The 17,330-nt window shown below is 66.9% G+C and carries 12 protein-coding genes; 6 read left to right on the forward strand and 6 right to left on the reverse strand.

Going from position 1 to position 17,330, the window contains the following annotated elements:
* Positions 1–4: 4 nt before the first annotated feature.
* Together AC0IZS_RS17040 and msuE are read right to left on the reverse strand one after the other, a co-directional pair.
* On the reverse strand, positions 5–988 hold the full coding sequence (locus tag AC0IZS_RS17040; RefSeq protein WP_471636686.1) for a DUF1852 domain-containing protein: 984 nt from the start codon (positions 986–988) through the stop codon (positions 5–7).
* 43 nt (positions 989–1,031) lie between these two features.
* Positions 1,032–1,613 carry an FMN reductase gene (gene msuE / locus AC0IZS_RS17045; RefSeq protein ID WP_471639542.1) on the reverse strand — a complete coding sequence of 194 codons (582 nt, stop codon included), beginning with the start codon at positions 1,611–1,613 and terminating at the stop codon, positions 1,032–1,034.
* 88 nt (positions 1,614–1,701) lie between these two features.
* On the opposite strand from msuE, the gene AC0IZS_RS17050 reads away from it, so the two are divergent.
* A complete protein-coding gene (locus AC0IZS_RS17050; protein WP_471636687.1) occupies positions 1,702–2,619 on the forward strand; it encodes a LysR family transcriptional regulator in 918 nt (305 codons plus the stop codon).
* 49 nt (positions 2,620–2,668) lie between these two features.
* On the opposite strand, the gene AC0IZS_RS17055 is transcribed toward AC0IZS_RS17050, so the two are convergent.
* Both AC0IZS_RS17055 and AC0IZS_RS17060 read right to left on the reverse strand, forming a co-directional pair.
* The gene (locus tag AC0IZS_RS17055; protein ID WP_471636688.1) at positions 2,669–4,192 is read right to left on the reverse strand and encodes a carotenoid oxygenase family protein; all 1,524 of its coding nucleotides are present in this window, start codon (positions 4,190–4,192) and stop codon (positions 2,669–2,671) included.
* A 26-nt stretch (positions 4,193–4,218) separates the two neighbouring features.
* Complete coding sequence (locus AC0IZS_RS17060) at positions 4,219–4,677, reverse strand: DUF2141 domain-containing protein (protein WP_471636689.1); 459 nt, start codon at positions 4,675–4,677, stop codon at positions 4,219–4,221.
* Positions 4,678–5,052: 375 nt separating this feature from the next.
* Between AC0IZS_RS17060 and AC0IZS_RS17065 the strand changes: the two genes are divergently transcribed.
* Genes AC0IZS_RS17065 through AC0IZS_RS17075 form a run of 3 tightly spaced genes read left to right on the forward strand, consistent with a single transcriptional unit; the run spans position 5,053 to position 13,652 of the window.
* Positions 5,053–7,599, forward strand: coding sequence for a sensor domain-containing protein (locus tag AC0IZS_RS17065; RefSeq protein ID WP_471636690.1), 2,547 nt, complete (start codon positions 5,053–5,055; stop codon positions 7,597–7,599).
* A gap of 27 nt (positions 7,600–7,626) precedes the next feature.
* Positions 7,627–12,495 (forward strand): PAS domain S-box protein, encoded by a 4,869-nt coding sequence (locus AC0IZS_RS17070; RefSeq protein ID WP_471636691.1) that lies wholly within the window; start codon positions 7,627–7,629, stop codon positions 12,493–12,495.
* A 26-nt stretch (positions 12,496–12,521) separates the two neighbouring features.
* Complete coding sequence (locus tag AC0IZS_RS17075) at positions 12,522–13,652, forward strand: response regulator (RefSeq protein WP_471636692.1); 1,131 nt, start codon at positions 12,522–12,524, stop codon at positions 13,650–13,652.
* Positions 13,653–13,691: 39 nt separating this feature from the next.
* Here AC0IZS_RS17075 and AC0IZS_RS17080 read toward each other — a convergent pair whose 3' ends face one another.
* Positions 13,692–14,624 carry an inositol monophosphatase family protein gene (locus AC0IZS_RS17080; RefSeq protein ID WP_471639543.1) on the reverse strand — a complete coding sequence of 311 codons (933 nt, stop codon included), beginning with the start codon at positions 14,622–14,624 and terminating at the stop codon, positions 13,692–13,694.
* A gap of 158 nt (positions 14,625–14,782) precedes the next feature.
* Between AC0IZS_RS17080 and AC0IZS_RS17085 the strand changes: the two genes are divergently transcribed.
* Positions 14,783–15,559: an RNA methyltransferase gene (locus AC0IZS_RS17085; protein ID WP_471636693.1), complete on the forward strand. Its 777-nt coding sequence runs from the start codon at positions 14,783–14,785 to the stop codon at positions 15,557–15,559.
* 34 nt (positions 15,560–15,593) lie between these two features.
* Positions 15,594–16,373, forward strand: a complete 780-nt coding sequence (gene cysE / locus AC0IZS_RS17090) for a serine O-acetyltransferase (RefSeq protein WP_179684011.1) — start codon at positions 15,594–15,596, stop codon at positions 16,371–16,373.
* Between the two features lie 36 nt (positions 16,374–16,409).
* Here cysE and AC0IZS_RS17095 read toward each other — a convergent pair whose 3' ends face one another.
* Positions 16,410–17,300, reverse strand: coding sequence for a hypothetical protein (locus AC0IZS_RS17095; protein WP_471636694.1), 891 nt, complete (start codon positions 17,298–17,300; stop codon positions 16,410–16,412).
* Positions 17,301–17,330 lie beyond the last annotated feature (30 nt).

The following is a 17,330-nucleotide window of genomic DNA, read 5'->3' on the forward strand; positions in this document are numbered from 1 at the left end:
GCGCTCAGATCGCGCAGGTGGCAACCCATTGTTCAAGAACGTTCCTGTACGGCTTGATGAAGTGCTCTTCTGCAAATTTCCCCTGCGTGACAGCCAGCTGGCTGCGTTCTTCGCGGTCGTAGACAATCTGGGTCGATGAGTAGTCCTGGTTCTTCAGGCTCGGTTGGTAGAGTTTGCCTGCGGCGCAATTGGCGTTGTAGATTTCGGGGCGATAGATCTTCTGGAAGGTTTCCATGGTGCTGATGGTGCCGATCAGCTCAAGATTCGTGTATTCGCCCAGCAGGTCGCCAAAAAAGTAGAAAGCCAATGGCGCAACGCCATTCGGCGGCATGAAGAATCGCACCTGCATCCCCATTTTGGCAAAGTACTGGTCGGTTGAGGACAGTTCATTCTGCTGGTACTCGACACCCAGCACCGGGTGCTGGTTGCCGGTCCGCTGGTAGGTCTTGCTGGTCGAGGCGCTGATGCAGATGACAGGCGGCTTGCCGAAACGCTCCTTGTACAGGCCTGATTTGGCAAACTGCTGGAACAGCTTGCCATGCAGGTCGCCAAAATCCTCCGGCGTGCCGAATTCCGCGCGATGGGCGTTGTATTGCGGCAGCACCACGCTGAAGTCGTAGTCGCGCACGTAGGAGGAGAAATTGTTCCCCGCGATGCCGTCGATGCGCTTGTTCGTTTTCTTGTCGAGGATGCAGGGTTTCAGTATCTCGATCAGCGGAAACGCAGCACTGCTGCCCTTGGCGCCAATGCTCATCTCGACGGAGATGATCTCAAGCTCGACCGCGTAGCGGTCTCCCGTCGGATTGTCCCAATGCGCCAGGTCATTGAAGCGGTTGTCGATCATCCTCAGCGTGTTGCGCAGGTTCTGTTGCCGGCTTGTTCCGCGGGCCAGGTTGGCAAAGTTGGTGGTGATGCGCGTGCTGTCCGATGGCTGGTAGTTTTCATCGAAACAGATGCTCTTGAGGTGAAAGGCAGGTTCTTGGTGCATGGCGATCGGGTGGGCTGATGTGGGAGAGAAGGCGGTTCCTGTTTCAGGCCACAACCACGTTCTCGGCCCGTGAGGGCCGGGCGTGGCGTGCCAATTCGACCAAGGGCAATGCCCGTTGGACCGCTAGCCGGGCGCGCTCGATCAGGGCCTCGTTCTGCAGGCGGTAGTCGGCGAAATCGGGGTCCGTCGCGTAGACGCCCAGCGGCAGGGTGCGTGCCTGGAAGAAGCTGAACAGCGGCCGCAGCTGGTGGTCGATCACCAGGGCATGGCGCTCGCTGCCGCCGGTGGCCGCCAGCAAGACCGGCTTGTCGACCAGGGCGTCCTGGTGAATGAAGTCGAAGAAGTGCTTGAACAGCCCCGTGTACGAGCCGCGGTAGACCGGTGTTGCGACCACGAGAACGTCAGCCTGTTCGACCGCTGCCAGTTCCCGCTCCACCGTGTCGGGCAGTTGCGAGCGCCAGACCGCGCCGGCCCACTGCGGTGCGAGCTGGCCCAGTTCGACCAGGCGCTGTTCGCACGGGAGTTCGTCGGCGATCAGGTCCAGCAGATGCCCTGCCAGGGTTGCCGCCCTGGAGGGGCGTTGCAGCCCGCCGGAAACAGCGACGATACGCAGTGGATGTGCAATGTTTGCTCTCATGGGGTGGATGCTAGTGGGGGTTGGTCATGAAGTAAAATGGTCTTATTTCATAAATCCATGAAATTGGATCATCTGAATGCTTGAGCGCATCCACCTCGCCATCGTCCAGCAGGTCGAGAAGCAAGGCTCGTTGACGGCCGCCGCAGGCGTGCTGAACCTGACCCAGTCGGCCCTGAGCCACAGCATGAAAAAGCTGGAGCAGCAACTGGGCACCGATGTCTGGCTGCGCGAAGGTCGAAGCCTGCGCCTGACGCAGGCGGGCCAGTACCTGCTGGCGGTGGCCAACCGGGTGCTGCCGCAACTGGACCTGGCCGAGGAGCGCCTGGGTCAGTTCGCGCAGGGCGAGCGCGGTGCGCTGCGCATCGGCATGGAATGCCACCCCTGCTACCAGTGGCTGCTCAAGGTGGTGTCACCCTACCTGGCCGCATGGCCCGACGTGGATGTGGACGTGAAGCAGAAATTCCAGTTCGGCGGGATCGGCGCGCTCTTCGGCTACGAGATCGACCTCCTGGTCACGCCCGACCCGCTGTTCAAGCCCGGGCTGAAGTTCGAGCCCGTGTTCGACTACGAGCAGGTGCTCGTCGTGGCCCGGGGCCATGCCCTGGCCTCGGCGGCCTACGTGAAGCCACAGCAACTGACCCAGGAGGTGCTCATCAGCTACCCCGTGGACATCGAGCGCCTGGACATCTACAACCAGTTCCTGTTGCCCGCCGGCGTAACGCCCAGGCGCCACAAGGCGATCGAAACCACCGACATCATGCTGCAGATGGTGGCCAGCGGCCGCGGTGTGGCCGCGCTGCCGCGCTGGCTGGTCGAGGAGTACGCGGCCAAGATGGACGTGGTGCCCGTGCGGCTGGGCGCGCGCGGCATCGCCAAGCAGATCTTCCTGGGGGCACGCGAGGCGGATACCGCCATCGACTACGTGAGGGCCTTCATCGAACTGGCCCGCCAGCCTGCCGCTGGCAGCGCCGTTGCGCAAGGAGCCAAACGCTGAGCGCCGCGATCGAACGCAAACCGCTGGTGTCGCGTTCGATTGCTGCACCCTAGGCCGGGATGAAAGTCCCGTGAAAGCCCAGTGGCACCACCCGGTCCATGCTGCCCTGGGCCAGCGGTCCCTGGGCCAGCCGGCGCGCGTCGAACACCGAGAGCAGCGTGCGTCGGCGGAGCAGGTCCAGCGCCGTGCCCACCAGCCAGCCCTCGCCCTCCTTGGCGCTGGCGCTGCGGGCGGGGATGAACACATGCTCTTCGACCATCACGTCGTCGCCGTAGCGGTAGCGGTCCACCTTGCCGGTGTCTACGTTCAGCCGCGCCACGCAGTCGAAACCTGGGCGGTTCGACACGGCCACGCGCTCGGCCATGAAGAGCTCTCTGTGCCGGCGGCCGACGAAGCGCGGGTCGATGCGCGGGAATTCGGCATGGTGCGCCTGCAGGCTCTGCCGCGCGCGACCGCTGCGCGTGTCGAGTGCGACCCGCGCCACGGCATGCGAAGGCTCACCCTCGAATTGCCCACGCATCAGCGCGCGGAAGCCCTGGACCACACCCGAGGCATCCTCCGTGCGGACGTAGTCCAGGTGGATGACGCCCTTGCCGTCTTCCCAGGCGTTGCCGGTATGGAACAGGAAGCCGGCGGGCAGCTCCATCCATTGCGGTTGGTCGAGCCGGTCCTTGTGCAGTACCAGTGCCCGCATGCCCAGTTCCGGCCTCCAGACGTGGCTGTCCATGAAGGTGCTGCCCGCATGGGCCCGGTCCGCATCGAATATCAGCGGGGGCAGCAGGAACACCAGGTGCTGCTCGGTCACCGCGAAGTCATGCACCATGGCCATGTTCGGCACCTTGAGCGTGGCGGTGCGCACCTGCCCCCGGGCCGAGACCTGGTAGATCGACAGCAGCCCATGGGCGCTGCTCACGCCGAAATTCCACAGGCTGCCGTCGGCGCCGATCTTGGGGTGGGCCGAAAAGGGCATGCCCGCGTGTTCCGGTGTCCAGGTCTTGAGGCCGCCGGTTTCCAGCGTGCGGGCATCGAACAGCGTGGCCGATCCGCCTTCCCACAGGGCCAGGGTCTCGCCCGCGTGGTGTACCACGCTGGTGTTGGCGACGTTGCCCGCGTCGGCCGTCGGCATGGGGCTGGCCCCGGCCACCTCGGTGCCGAAGCTGTGCAGCAGGCGGCGCCCGGCGGCGTTCTCGGCGACAAACTTCTGCGTGCGCAGAAAGCGCCCCTGGTGCGTGAGGCCCTGGTCGCCAAAGCGGTACTGCTGGATCATCCCGTCGCCGTCGAACCAGTGCTGGTAGCGCACAGTGCCCAGGCTGTGCTGCGCCGGGCCGTTGCGCAGCAGGGTGCCGCGCAGGTCCCGGGGCAGCTTGCCGCGCAACTGCATGGGCTGGGGCGCGAGGTCGGCCTGCAGGCCCTCGAAGCCCAGGGTCCAGGGTGCGCGGCTGCGCTGCTCGTTGAAGGCACTCAGCGTGGACCCGTCCTCGGCTCCGCCGGCGTGTGCAGCAAAAGGCAGAGCGGTCAGTGCGCTGCCGGCGGTTCCCAAGGCCAGGGATTGGCAAAAGAGGCGGCGGTCCATGTGCATGCTCCTTGTGCGCGGTGCAGTCAACGCAGCTGGATGGTGATGGTGGTGTCCTGCTGCAGATCCACGGCCGCATCCTGGAAGCGGGGCGGGCCCATGTTGCCCCGGGCGTCGCGGCTGAAGCCGGTGCGCTCCTGGGGGATGCCGACCAGATTGGTGTCGAGCTTGCCGTTGCCGTTTTCGTCCTGGTAGATCGACAGCGCATAGCTGCCTGCGGGCAGGTCGCGCAGCACCATCACGGCGTTGTCGCCCGACACGGGGGCCATCCCGCTCTGCACCGCCTTGCTGAACTGGAGCCAGCCGTCGGTAGACCCATAGACCGCGCCCAGCACCGGCCCCTTGTCCGCCTTGGTGTTCTTCACCTCCACGGTAAGGTCCAGCGCGTGTGCGTTGCCCAGGGCCAGGCATGCGCCGGCCAGGGCCAGGGCGCGTGCCGTGCGGGGGAGGAAGGGGGTGGCCAAAGGGGCGAAAGCCATCGTCATGTGCAGTTCTCCAGGGTGGATGGAGACACCGCGTCTCCAGTGCCCGCACTCTAGGAAGGCCCTGGCCGTGCCGCCAGCGGCGTGCGACGAAGTGGCGCCAGCGGGGCGCGAAAGGGGCTTCAGAGGGCGCCGGTGGCGCGGGGGAGGCTCGCCCCCCGCTGCCGGGCACCGGCCTGGGTGCATGCCGGCCAGCACACAAATAAGCGCGCCATGGCGGCAGAACGTGGGAACATGCGCCTGTGCCATCGGGTATTCCCCTGCCCAAATGGGTGACCCAGGGTTGTTACGTTTTGACATACTTTGCGGTGTACATTGGTGGCTGCCGCCGCCATGACTATGTGCGGCCCATCGTTTGTGAGAGGTTTCAGAGCGACTGTGATTTCTGCCGAACTCCTGACCGATCTGTTTGCGGGTGCCAGCGAGGACTTTGTGGAGTCTTCGGCGCAGGTTCGCCTGCAGGCCCTGCTCGACGCCGTGCCTGTGGCACTGATGGAATTCCGTCCGCAGGATGGGCGACTGCTGCTGCGCGCAGCCAACTCCGCTGCCCGGCGCATGCCGGGCCTGGGGGGCGTGCGCGTCAGTGGTGCCGATGCGGTCGATGTCTTCGACCTGCTGGCGGGCACCAACCTCGTGGACCAGCTGCAGACGGTGGCGCGCACCGGCATGCTGCTCGAGTGCCGCCAGGTCGCGCGCGAGCCGGGGCGGCTGCTGGTGGCCTGGGACGTGTCGGCACGCCGGCTCGACAACGGCTCCATCGTCGTCACGGTGCGCGATGCGAGCGAGGCCGAGGGCCTGCGCGCTGCGCTGGCCGCTTCCGAGCATGCGCTGCAGGACCTGCGGCGCGAGCTGCGCGAGCAGACCGATGTCTTCAACACCATGGAAAGCCTGGCCCAGACCGGGCACTGGCGGCGCATCGAAGACCCGGGCGAGACAGTGCTGCTGTGGTCCCCCGGCCTGTGCGACATCGCCGGTGTGGAGCGGCAGGAGTGGATGAGCCCCGAGCGTGCGGTCAGCGGCATCCTGGCCGAGGACCGCCATGTGTTCGAGACCGCGCGCGAGCGCGGCACCGGCGCCGATGTCGAGTACCGCTGGAAGCGCCCGGATGGCGAGATCCGCTGGATGCGCTCGCGCGTGCGCCGCCTCACGGCCAAGGATGGCATGCGCGTGGACATGGGCGTGGTGCAGGACGTGACCGACGAGCGCCGCGCCGCCGAGCAACTGCGCGAGCAACTGCTGTTCATCCAGCGCATCGCCAGCCGCATACCGGGTTTCATCTACCAGTACCGCCTGCACCTCGATGGCGTCACCAGCGTCCAGTACATCAGCGATGCGGTGCGCGACTTCATGGGCGTGGAGCCCCACGAAGTGACGGCCGACCATGGCGTGCTCTCCAACTGGGTGCTGGCCGAGGACCTGCAGGCCCTGCAGCGCTCGGCCCTGCAGTCGGTGCGCAAGCTCGTGCCCTGGCAGTGCGAGTACCGGGTGCGCATGCCCGATGGCAGCATCCGCTGGCACATGACGAATGCCGTGCCGCACCGCGAGGCCGATGGTTCGGTGATCTCGCATGGCTTCACCATGGACATCACCGACCGCAAGCGCGCAGAGCAGGAGATCGAACGCCTGGCGTTCTACGACGCGCTCACCGGACTGCCTAACCGGCGCCTGCTGCTGGACCGGCTGCAACGCTCGCTGGCCGCCTGCCAGCGCAGCAAGAACCTCGGGGCCCTGCTGTTCATCGACCTGGATAACTTCAAGGACCTGAACGACACCCTGGGCCACGACATGGGCGACCAGCTGCTGTCCCAGGTCGCCACCCGCCTGGTGGGCAGCGTGCGCGAAGCCGACACCGTGGCGCGCTTTGGCGGCGACGAATTCGTCGTCATGCTGGACAACCTGAACCCCGAGCTGCAGGACGCCGCCGCCCAGGCCGAAACCGTTGCAGAAAAACTCCTGGCCAGCCTGAACCAGCCCTTTGCCCTCGGAGGCCAGCAGCACTACAGCACCCCCAGCATCGGCATCACCCTGTTTGGCGACGAACGCCTGTCGGTGGACGAACTCCTCAAACGCGCCGACCTGGCCATGTACCAGGCCAAGGCCGCCGGGCGCAACACCCAGCGCTTCTTCGACCCGGACATGCAGGCCGCCGTCAACGCCCGCTCCAACCTGGAAGCCGACCTGCGCCAGGGCCTGGCCAGGAACGAACTGCTCGTGCACTACCAGCCCGTCGTCGACCACCAGGCCCGCCTGGTGGGAGCCGAAGCCCTGGTGCGCTGGCGCCACCCCCAGCGCGGCATGATCAGCCCCGGCGACTTCATCCCCCTGGCCGAACAGACCGGCCTCATCCTCCCCTTGGGCCAGTACGTGCTGGAGACCGCCTGCCGCCAACTGCAGCGCTGGAGCCAATCGCCCACCACCGCCCACCTGTCCATCTCGGTGAACGTCAGCGCGCGCCAGTTCCGGCAGCCGGGCTTCGTCGCCGAAGTGCTGGGCACCCTGAAAGACTGCCAGGCCAAGCCCCAGCTGCTCAAGCTCGAACTCACCGAAAGCCTGCTGCTGGGCGACATCGAAGACACCATCGTGCGCATGGAGCAGCTCAAGGCCGAAGGCGTGGGTTTTGCGCTGGATGACTTCGGCACCGGCTACTCGTCCCTCTCCTACCTCAAGCGGCTGCCGCTGGACCAGATCAAGATCGACCAGAGCTTCGTGCGCGACGTGCTGAGCGACCCCAACGACGCGGCCATTGTGCGCACCATACTGGCGCTGGCCAAGAGCCTGGACCTGCAGGTGGTGGCCGAGGGGGTGGAGACGACGGGGCAACTGGGGTTCCTTCGGCTGCATGGCTGCGAGGGCTTCCAGGGCTATCTGTTTGGCAGGCCTGTGCCGGTGGAGGAAATCGATGGAATGCTGGACCCGACGCGCTGATGCATCGACCTGCCTGGGAGGCTGTGCATGGCACAGGTGAACAGGAACGACAAGGAGGGCAGATTCCTGGATCGCGTGCTCGAACGCGATCCCGCCTGGACGCGGGGCTTGGCGCTGGTGGTGGCGCTGTCGCTGCTGGGGGCCTGGCTGGTCGTGCAGGCGGTGGTCTACTGGCGCGGCCAGGAGCGGGCGCTGGAGCGCACGCGCATCGTGCAGCAGGCGGCCGATGCACTGATCACGCAGACCACGGGGGGCGGCCTGATCGGGGCCGTCTCGCTCATGGGCCTGAGCGAGCCCCAGCTCAAGGACATGGCACGCGGCTACACGCCGCCCGACGATCCGGGTTCGCTGGCGCGGCTGGCGGTGGCGCGTGGACGTTTCTTGATCAGTGGCGTGTATGTGATGTCGGCCGATGGCACGGTGGTCGCGCACGAGACGGCAGGCGAGAAGGCAACGGGGTCGAACCTCGCATTCCGCCCCTATTTCCAGCAGGCCATGAAGGGCGCCATCAGCGTCTATGCCGCCATTGGCGTGAACAGCCAGGAGCGGGGGCTGTACTACGCGGCGCCCCTGTACGAGACGGATTCGCCCACCAGCACCATCATCGGCGTGGTGATGTTCAAGGTGGGCTTCGAGGTGGTCGATGCGCTGCTGGCAAGCACCGGCATTCCGGCCCTGCTGATGTCACCCCAGGGCGTGGCGTTCTCGTCCACCCGGCCCGAATGGCAGTTCGCCGTGGCGCCGCCGCTCACGCAGGCACGCATCGACGCGATCCGTGCTTCGCGCCAGTTCGGGCGCCATTTCGAGAACGGCGTGGCCTCCGCACTGCCGTTTGCGCCCGATGCCGGCGAGGTTCTGCTCAATGGGGTGACCTATGCGGTGGCAAGCCGCGGCGTCGAATGGAACGACCCTGGGGGTCAGTGGCAACTGGTGGTGCTCGACGATATCAGCACCCTGGTGCCGGCCCTGCTGCGCTGGCAGGTGGGGGCTGCGGCCTTTGTGCTGCTGGCCCTGCTGGGATTGCTGCTGCTGGACCTGCTGCGCAGCCGCGCACGCATGGCAGCGGCGCTGGAGCGTTTCCGGGTGCTGGGCGCGGCGCTGGAGAGCAGCCCCGTGGCCGTGGTCATCACCGATGGGGACGGCCGCATCGACTGGGTGAACCCCCAGTACGAGCGCAACACCGGCTACGCGCTGGACGAGGTGCGCGGCAAGAAGCCGTCCATCGTCTCCACCGACCAGACGCCGCCGCAGACCTACAAGGACATGTGGGCCACCCTGCTGTCAGGCCGCTCCTGGCGCGGCAGCTTCGTGAACCGGCGCCGCGACGCGAGCATCTACCACGACGAGGCCACCCTGTCGCCGGTGTTCGATGGGCGCGGCAAGCGCATCGCCATCGTCGGGCTGCACGAGGATGTCTCGGAGCGCATGCGCGCGCAGTCCGAGCTGGAGCGGCGCGAGCGCCTGCTCAACGAGCTGCTGGAGCAGCAGACGGCCATCTTCGACAATGCGCCGCCCATCCTGCTGGTCTGTGAAGGGCAGTTCCGCCAGTTCAACCCGGCCTTTGTGGAACTCATGCGCGGCACGGCCTCGCAGTTGCTGGGCGGCGAGGTGGCCGCGCTGTTCGGCGACCAGGCGCAGTCGGACAGCTTTGCGGCGCTCATCGCGCAGCGGCTCGCCTCGGGCCAGGCGCTGCGCGAGCGCGCCACGCTGCGCCGGCTGGATGGCAGCAGCTTCGAGGCCCGGCTGGCCGGGCGCAGCATCAACATGGAGGGCTACCGCTCGGCCTCCATCTGGGTCATCGAGGACGTGACCGAGGCGCGCAAGGGCGAGATCGCCATCCAGCAGGCCAATGAGCGGCTGGAGATCGCCCAGGAAGCCGGCAAGGTGGGCGTGTTCGACATCGACCTGGTGGCCGACACCGTGGTCTGGTCCGACAAGCTCGTGTCCATGCTGGGCCTGCCGGCGGGCACGCAGCCCGCAGGCCTGGGCTACTGGCTTGACCGCCTGCACCCCGACGACCGTGAGGAGGCGAGTGCCAACTTCAGGGCCAGCCTGGACGGGGACGATACCGATCTGCGCAACTCCTGGCGCATCGTGCGCCCGGACGGCGAGGTGCGCTGGTTCCTGATGGCCGCGCGCATCCTGCGCGACGGCGCGGGCCGCGCGGTGCGTGTGGTGGGCGTGAGCGTGGACATCCACGACCAGAAGCAGCTCGAAGAGCAGGTGGAGGAGCAGCTCGGCTTCCAGCAGGCGCTGATCGACGCGATTCCCGTGCCGCTGTTCTACAAGGGGGCCGACGGCCGCTACATCGGCTTCAATCGCGCCTACGAGCAGGCCTTCGGGGTGCGACGCGCTGACCTCGTGGGCAAGACGATACTCGACCTCGACTTCCTGCCGCCCGAGCAGCGCACGCGTTTCCAGGGCGACAACCTGCAGGCCATGAACGGCCTGCACTCGGTACACCGGGAGGTGGACATGCCCTATGCCGACGGGCAGGTGCACCACACCCTGTTCTGGCTGCACGCCTTCGCGCGCGCCGATGGCTCGCCCGGTGGCGCCATCGGCACCTTCGTGGACATCACCGACCGCCAGCGTGCCGAGGAGGACCTGCGCCGCGCCAAGGAGCTGGCCGAGGAGTCCACTGCGCTCAAGTCCAACTTCCTGGCCAACATGAGCCACGAGATCCGCACGCCGATGAACGCCATCATCGGCATGTCGCACCTGGCGCTCAAGTCGGGGCTGAACACGCGCCAGCACGACTACGTGAGCAAGATCCAGCAGGCCGGGCAGCACCTTCTGGGCGTGATCAACGACATCCTGGATTTCTCCAAGATCGAGGCGGGCAAGCTCACGGTCGAAAAGCAGCCCTTCGTGCTCGACCGCATGCTCGAGAGCGTGACCGACGTGGTGGGCTACAAGGCCGGGGCCAAGGGGCTGGAGCTGGTGTGCGATGTCGCCGCCAACGTGCCGCCCAACCTCGTGGGGGACTCGCTGCGCCTGGGCCAGATCCTGATCAACTTTGCCAACAATGCGATCAAGTTCACCGATCAGGGCGAGATCAGCATTGCCGTGCGGCTGCTCGAAGAAAGCGAAAAGCGGGTGAGCCTGCGTTTCGAGGTGCGTGACACGGGCATTGGCCTCACGGCCGAGCAAATGGGGCGGCTGTTCGCCAGCTTCCAGCAGGCCGATACCTCGACCACGCGGCGCTATGGCGGCACCGGCCTGGGGCTGGCCATCTGCAAGAGCCTGGCCGAGCTGATGGGCGGCGAGGTCGGGGTGATCAGCGAGTTCGGCAAGGGCTCCACCTTCTGGGTCAGCCTGCCGCTGGAGCGCGGCGCTCCGGCCCGGGTGCTGCTGCCGCCGCCGGACCTGGTGGGCCGACGGGTGCTGGTCGTGGACGACAACCACACGGCGGCCACCGTGCTGTCGGACATGCTGCAGGCCATGGGCTTCGAGGTGGAGCAGGCCTACTCCGGCCTGCAGGCGCTGGAGATCCTGCGCGAGTCCATGGCGAAGAACCGTTTCTTCGGCCTGCTGTTGCTCGACTGGCACATGCCGGGCATGGACGGCGTCGAGCTGGCGGGCCACATCCGCAGCCTGGGCATGCCCCAGGTGCCGCAGATGCTCATGGTCACGGCCTATGGGCGTGAGGATGTGATGCGCGCTGCGCGTGCCCAGGGCATCGAGACGGTGCTGATCAAGCCCGTGAATGCCTCGCTGCTGCTGGAGACGCTGATGCAGCCCCTGGAGCACGCACTGCCCGCGCTGCAGCGCCAGTACGTGCCGCCGCCTGTGTCCGACGAGCTGCCGCTGGCCATCCGGGGCGCGCGGGTGCTGCTGGTGGAGGACAACGAACTCAACCAGATGGTGGCCGTGGAACTGCTGCGCGATGCGGGCTTCGACGTGGACGTGGTCGGCAACGGGCAGGAAGCCATCCGCCGGCTGCACGAGGACAGCTACGACCTGGTGCTGATGGACATGCAGATGCCCGTGATGGACGGCGAGACCGCCACCCGGCACCTGCGCGCCGACCCGCGCTTTGCGCGACTGCCCATCGTGGCCATGACAGCCAATGCCATGGACGCCGATCGCCAGCGCTGCTTTGATGCCGGCATGAACGACCATGTGGCCAAGCCCATCGACCCGGCCGCCCTGTGGAAGGCGCTGGCGCGCTGGATACAGCCGCGCCCCGGGCTGGGCGTTCCCCAGGGTCTGCCGCCACCGCCCCTGCGCAACGGCGCCGCGCTGCCGCCGAACCCGCCCAGGCCCGTGGCCTGGCCGCTGGTGGCCGGGCTGGATACGGTGCTGGGGCTGCAGCGTGCCCTGGGCAAGCCCGCCCTCTATGGCGACATGCTGGGCCGTTTCGCGCATGGTCAGGCGGCGGTGGTGCAGGAGATACAGGCGGCGCTCAACGCGGGGGAGGTGGGCCTGGCGGAACGCCTTGCGCATACGCTGCGTTCAGTGGCCGCCAACATCGGCGCGCAGCCCGTGGCAGACCGCGCCAACCAGCTCGAAGACCTGCTGCGCAGGGGCCCGCAACCGCCCGAGACCACGGCACCCCTGCTCGCGGCGCTGGACGGCGCGCTCAAACCCCTGATCGATGCGCTGCAGCAGTGGACCGCCAGCGCGCCGGACCTGGTCGATGCCGGCAGCGCGGCGCCGGCCAAGGCCCCCGCCGAGTTGCTGCACCAGTTGCGCACGCTGTTGTTGCAGGACGACCCGGCAGCCGCCGAGTTTTTGCAACACAATGCCATCGTGCTGGAGGGATTTCTGGACCCGGTGTTCAAGGCAGTGGATATGCACATTCGGAACTTTGATTTCGAACAGGCGCTGGATACCATCGCCTCCGTGGTACCCGAGCCGCCATCCCCGTCCGATTCCGCCATCGCCCCCTGAACGGTCCCCTCTTCGCAGGAAAGCCCATGGACAACGCGCCCTTCGCTTCGCAACAGCCGACCCTGGTGGACAAGCCGATTGCCACGGTACTGGTGGTGGACGATACGCCCGACAACCTCACGCTGATGGGCAGCCTGCTGCGCGAGCACTACCTGGTGAAGGTGGCCAACCACGGGGAGAAGGCGCTCAAGATCGCCCAGTCGGACACCAAGCCCGATCTCATCCTGCTGGACATCATGATGCCCGAGGTGGATGGCTACGAGGTCTGCCGGCGCCTGAAGGCCTCGCCCGCCACACGCGACATCCCGGTGATCTTCCTCACGGCCCGCTCCGACCCCGATGACGAGCGCATGGGCCTGGCCCTGGGCGCGGTCGACTACATCACCAAGCCCATCAGCCCGCCCATCCTGCTGGCGCGCGTGAACACCCACCTGGCGCTCAAGGCCACGGCCGACTTCCTGCGCGACAAGAGCTCCTACCTGGAGCGCGAGGTGGCCCTGCGCACGCTGGAGGTGCAGGCCATCCAGGACGTGACCATCATGGCCATGACCTCGCTGGCCGAGACCCGCGACAACGAGACCGGCAACCACATCCGCCGCACCCAGCTGTACGTGAAGACGCTGGCCGAGCGCCTGCGCCACCACCCGCGCTTCGAGCATGTGCTCAACGACCGCATGATCGACCTGCTGTACAAGTCGGCGCCCTTGCACGACATTGGCAAGATCGGCATCCCGGACAGCATCCTGCTCAAGCCCGGCAAGCTCACGGTGGAAGAGTTCGAGGTCATGAAGACCCACACCACGCTGGGCCGTGCCGCTATCGAGGACGCCGAAAAACGCCTGGGCATGCGCGTGGCGTTCTTGAGCGTCTCCAAGGAAATCGCCTACAGCCACCAGGAAAAGTGGGATGGCTCGGGCTACCCCGAGGGGCTGGCGGGCGACGCCATCCCCGTGTCGGCCCGGCTCATGGCCGTGGCCGATGTGTACGACGCGCTGATCAGCAAGCGCGTCTACAAGCCCGCCTTCTCACACGACCAGGCCTGCAGCACCATCGTGCGCGGCCGGGGCACGCATTTCGACCCCGACATGGTGGATGCCTTCGTGGACATCGCCGAGGATTTCCGCGTCATCGCGCAGAAGTACCCCGACCCGGGTTGATGGGGTGGAGAGGGTGGCGATGGGCCACCCCAAAGGTGGTCAGAGCGGGGCGCTCTCGTCCTTGGCTGTGCCGTCCTGTGCGTCGGGAGCGGCGTCCGCCGCTGGGGCCGCATCCGGCTCACCGGCATCGGCGGCCTGGCGCACGGCTGCCTTGTCGCCAGCGCTCGCGAACTTGCTGTACTTGCCCAGGATGGGCACCAACTGGCCATAGATGCGGGGGGTGCCGGCCAGGCACTCGCGCTGCTCCAGGAACTCGGCCTCGCCCGTGAAATTGCCCACCAGGCCACCGGCCTCGGTCACCAGCAGCGAGCCGGCGGCGATGTCCCAGATGGACAGGCCGGTCTCGAAGAAGCCGTCGGTGAAACCCGCGGCCACGTAGGCCAGGTCGAGCGCGGCAGAGCCGGGGCGGCGCAGGCCGGCCGTGCGCTGCATCACGTCGGCCATCATGTTCATGTAGGCCTTGAAGTTGTCGCCCGGGCGGAACGGAAAGCCCGTGGAGATCAGGCAGTCCTTGAGCTGGGTGCGCTTGCTCACGCGGATGCGGCGGTCGTTCATGTACGCGCCACGGCCCTTGGTCGCGGTGAACAGGTCGTTGCGCGAGGGGTCGTAGATGACGGCCTGCTCGATCTTGCCCTTGACGGACAAGGCGATGCTCACGCAATAGACCGGGAAGCCGTGGATGAAGTTGGTGGTGCCGTCCAGCGGGTCGATGATCCAGACGAATTCCGAATCCTTGGCGCCGTATTCCGAACCCGACTCCTCGGCCAGGATGCCGTGGCCGGGGTAGGCCGTCAGCAGGGTTTCGATGATGATCTTCTCGGCCGCGTGGTCCACTTCGGTCACAAAGTCGTTCACCTGCTTTTGCGAGATGCGCACGGCCTCCACGTCGAGGGCCGCGCGGTTGATGATGGCGCCGGCGGCGCGTGCGGCCTTGATGGCCACGTTGAGCATGGGGTGCAGGTTGGACGACATAAATTGTGGTTTCAAGCAGTGCGCCGGCAGGGGCGCCTTGCGAAAGAGGAGCGTGGAACACCGTCCGGCGATGCGGGCGGCGACAATAGGGCGCTAATTTTACCTGCTTTGCCGTTTTTTGTCCTGGTTTGGGGCTTATCCGGCCCCCCTGTTATCCCATGAAGACCCGTTTTGTCCTGATCAACACCAGCCATGCCGGCAACGTGGGCGCCGCCGCTCGCGCCCTGAAAACCATGGGCTTCGACGATCTCGTGCTGGTCGAGCCGCGCTGGGCCAACGTGCTGCGGCGTGAAGAGACCATCCAGCGCGCCAGTGGTGCCCTCGATGTGCTGGACAAGGCGCGCATCGTCGCCACGCTGGACGAGGCCCTGGACGGCATGAGCCACCTGTGCGCCACGGCCATGACACCCAGGGACTTCGGGCCACCGACCCGCTCGCCGCGCGAGCATTTTGCGCAGTTGGTCGCCCCCAGGGCCACAGACGCCGCCGTGGAGTCGGGTGTGGCTTTCCTGTTCGGGTCCGAACGCTTCGGCATGGCCAATGAGGACGTCTACCGCTGCCATGTGGCGCTGTCGATTCCTACCAACCCCGGTTTCGGCTCGCTGAACCTGGGCGCGGCGATCCAGGTAGTCGCCTACGAATGGCGCATGGCCCTGGGCGGCTTCGATGGGCCGGCCACTGTGCCTGCGCCGGAGCGCGAGGTGGCCGATGCCGCCCCGGCGCGTGAGCTGGCCGATGCCGCCCAGGTGGCCGGCATGCTCGCGCACTGGGAGCGGGCACTGGTGGACATCGGCTTTCTCGACCCCGAGGCGCCCAAGAAGCTCATGCCGCGCCTGAACCAGCTTTTCAACCGCGCGCAACTGGGGGCCGAGGAAATCCACATCCTGCGTGGTGTCGCAAAAGCCATGATCGAGACAGCGCAGGCAAAGCGCTAGACTGCATTTCCATATTCCAAAAACAGCCATAGCCATGTTTGCACGCCTGCGTTCCGACATCCAGTGCATCCTCGACCGCGATCCCGCTGCGCGCAGCACCTGGGAGGTGATCACCTGCTACCCCGGCCTGCACGCCATCTGGCTGCACCGTCCGGCGCACTGGTGCTGGGGCCATGGCTTCAAGTGGCTGGGGCGCTTTATCTCGCACATTGCACGCTGGCTCACGGGCATCGAGATCCACCCGGGCGCCAAAATCGGCGAGCGCGTGTTCTTCGACCACGCCATGGGCGTGGTGGTCGGCGAGACCGCCGAGATCGGCGACGGCTGCACCATCTACCAGGGCGTGACCCTGGGCGGCACCTCGCTCTACAAGGGCGCCAAGCGCCACCCCACGCTGGGCAAGGACGTGGTGGTCAGCGCGGGCGCCAAGGTGCTCGGGGGCTTCGAGGTCGGCGATGGTGCCAAGATCGGCAGCAACGCCGTGGTCATCAAGCCCGTGCCTGCGGGCGCCACGGCGGTCGGTATCCCGGCGCGCATCATCCCCTCCAAGGCAGGCCAGAGCGCCGACGTGACCGAGCCGCAGTCGCGCAAGTTCACGGCCTACGGCATCACGCAGGAGGACGACCCGCTGTCGCAGGCCATGCGCGGCCTGATCGACAACGCCTCCTCGCAGGAGCACCAGATCATGCTGCTGTGGCAGGCCATCGAGAAGCTCTCGACGGCGGCCCCAGCCACCCGGGATTGCGTGCCCTGCGATGCAGCGACCACCGAGCAGTTCGAGGCCGGCAAGCTCAACGAGCTGGTGGGCAAGTAGGACCCGTTCCAGGGCTCCTGCCGCTCATCCGCGCGATCACTTCTTGAGGAACCTGCTGTAGACCGCCCGCGTCTCGGCCTCGAAGTAGCGCCCGGCGGTCTGCCTGGACAGCTCCGAGGTCTCCTGCCAGCCGAAGAAGATGATCGCGTCGTAGCTGTCGGAGATCTGCAGTTCGGTCTGCATGAACTCGCGGAACGCCTGCCTGTCCCATGCGGGCTCGCGGAAGGCCTGGGCGATGTACCAGGTCTCCACCTTGGGTTGCGCGGCCCGCGCGAGGCCCGGCAGGCTGCGCGACCACTCGTGCAGCGCGGCCGTGGTGGCCTTGTCGCCGAGCCAGTAGGTGGTGGTGCCGACCCAGTCGACCAGTGCGATCGCCCGCGCGATGAACGGCATGACCTTCGGGTGGCCGAAGGTGGCATGCGGGCTGAACGACAGGCCGATCTTCACCTGCGGCAGGCGCTGGCGCACCAGCGTGGCGGCACGCCGCAGATCGTCGAGCTGCGCCTGGTACTCCACCGGGTCGTCGGCCACCAGCGAGGCCTTGAGGTACATCTCGTCGATCAGGTACACATAGACGCCGGGCTGCAGCAGATCGCTGTTCCTGGCAATGTAGGCCTCCAGCAGGGCCGGGGCGTCGCCCGCGAGGCGGGCAGCCCCCTTGTCGGAGATGTTGAACAGGAACAAAAAGTCCAGCATGTTGGTCTTGCCGGCCTTCTGGATCGCACGCGAGGTTTCCAGTGCGCCACCGTATCCGCCGTAGCCTGCATTGGTCACGAGGTCCGAGGTGGCCACCTGTTCGGGCGTGCCGAAGATCTCGCCCACCAGACGCTGGGGTGCCGGTGCGGGGCCGTCACTGCCGCCGCCCCCACCACCGCAGGCAGTGAGCAGGGCCACCAGGGTGAGCTGGAGAACGAGTCTTTTCTTCATCATGCTATCGGTCGAGTGAAGTGAATGTGC

The organism is Acidovorax sp. AC410, assembly GCF_979253235.1.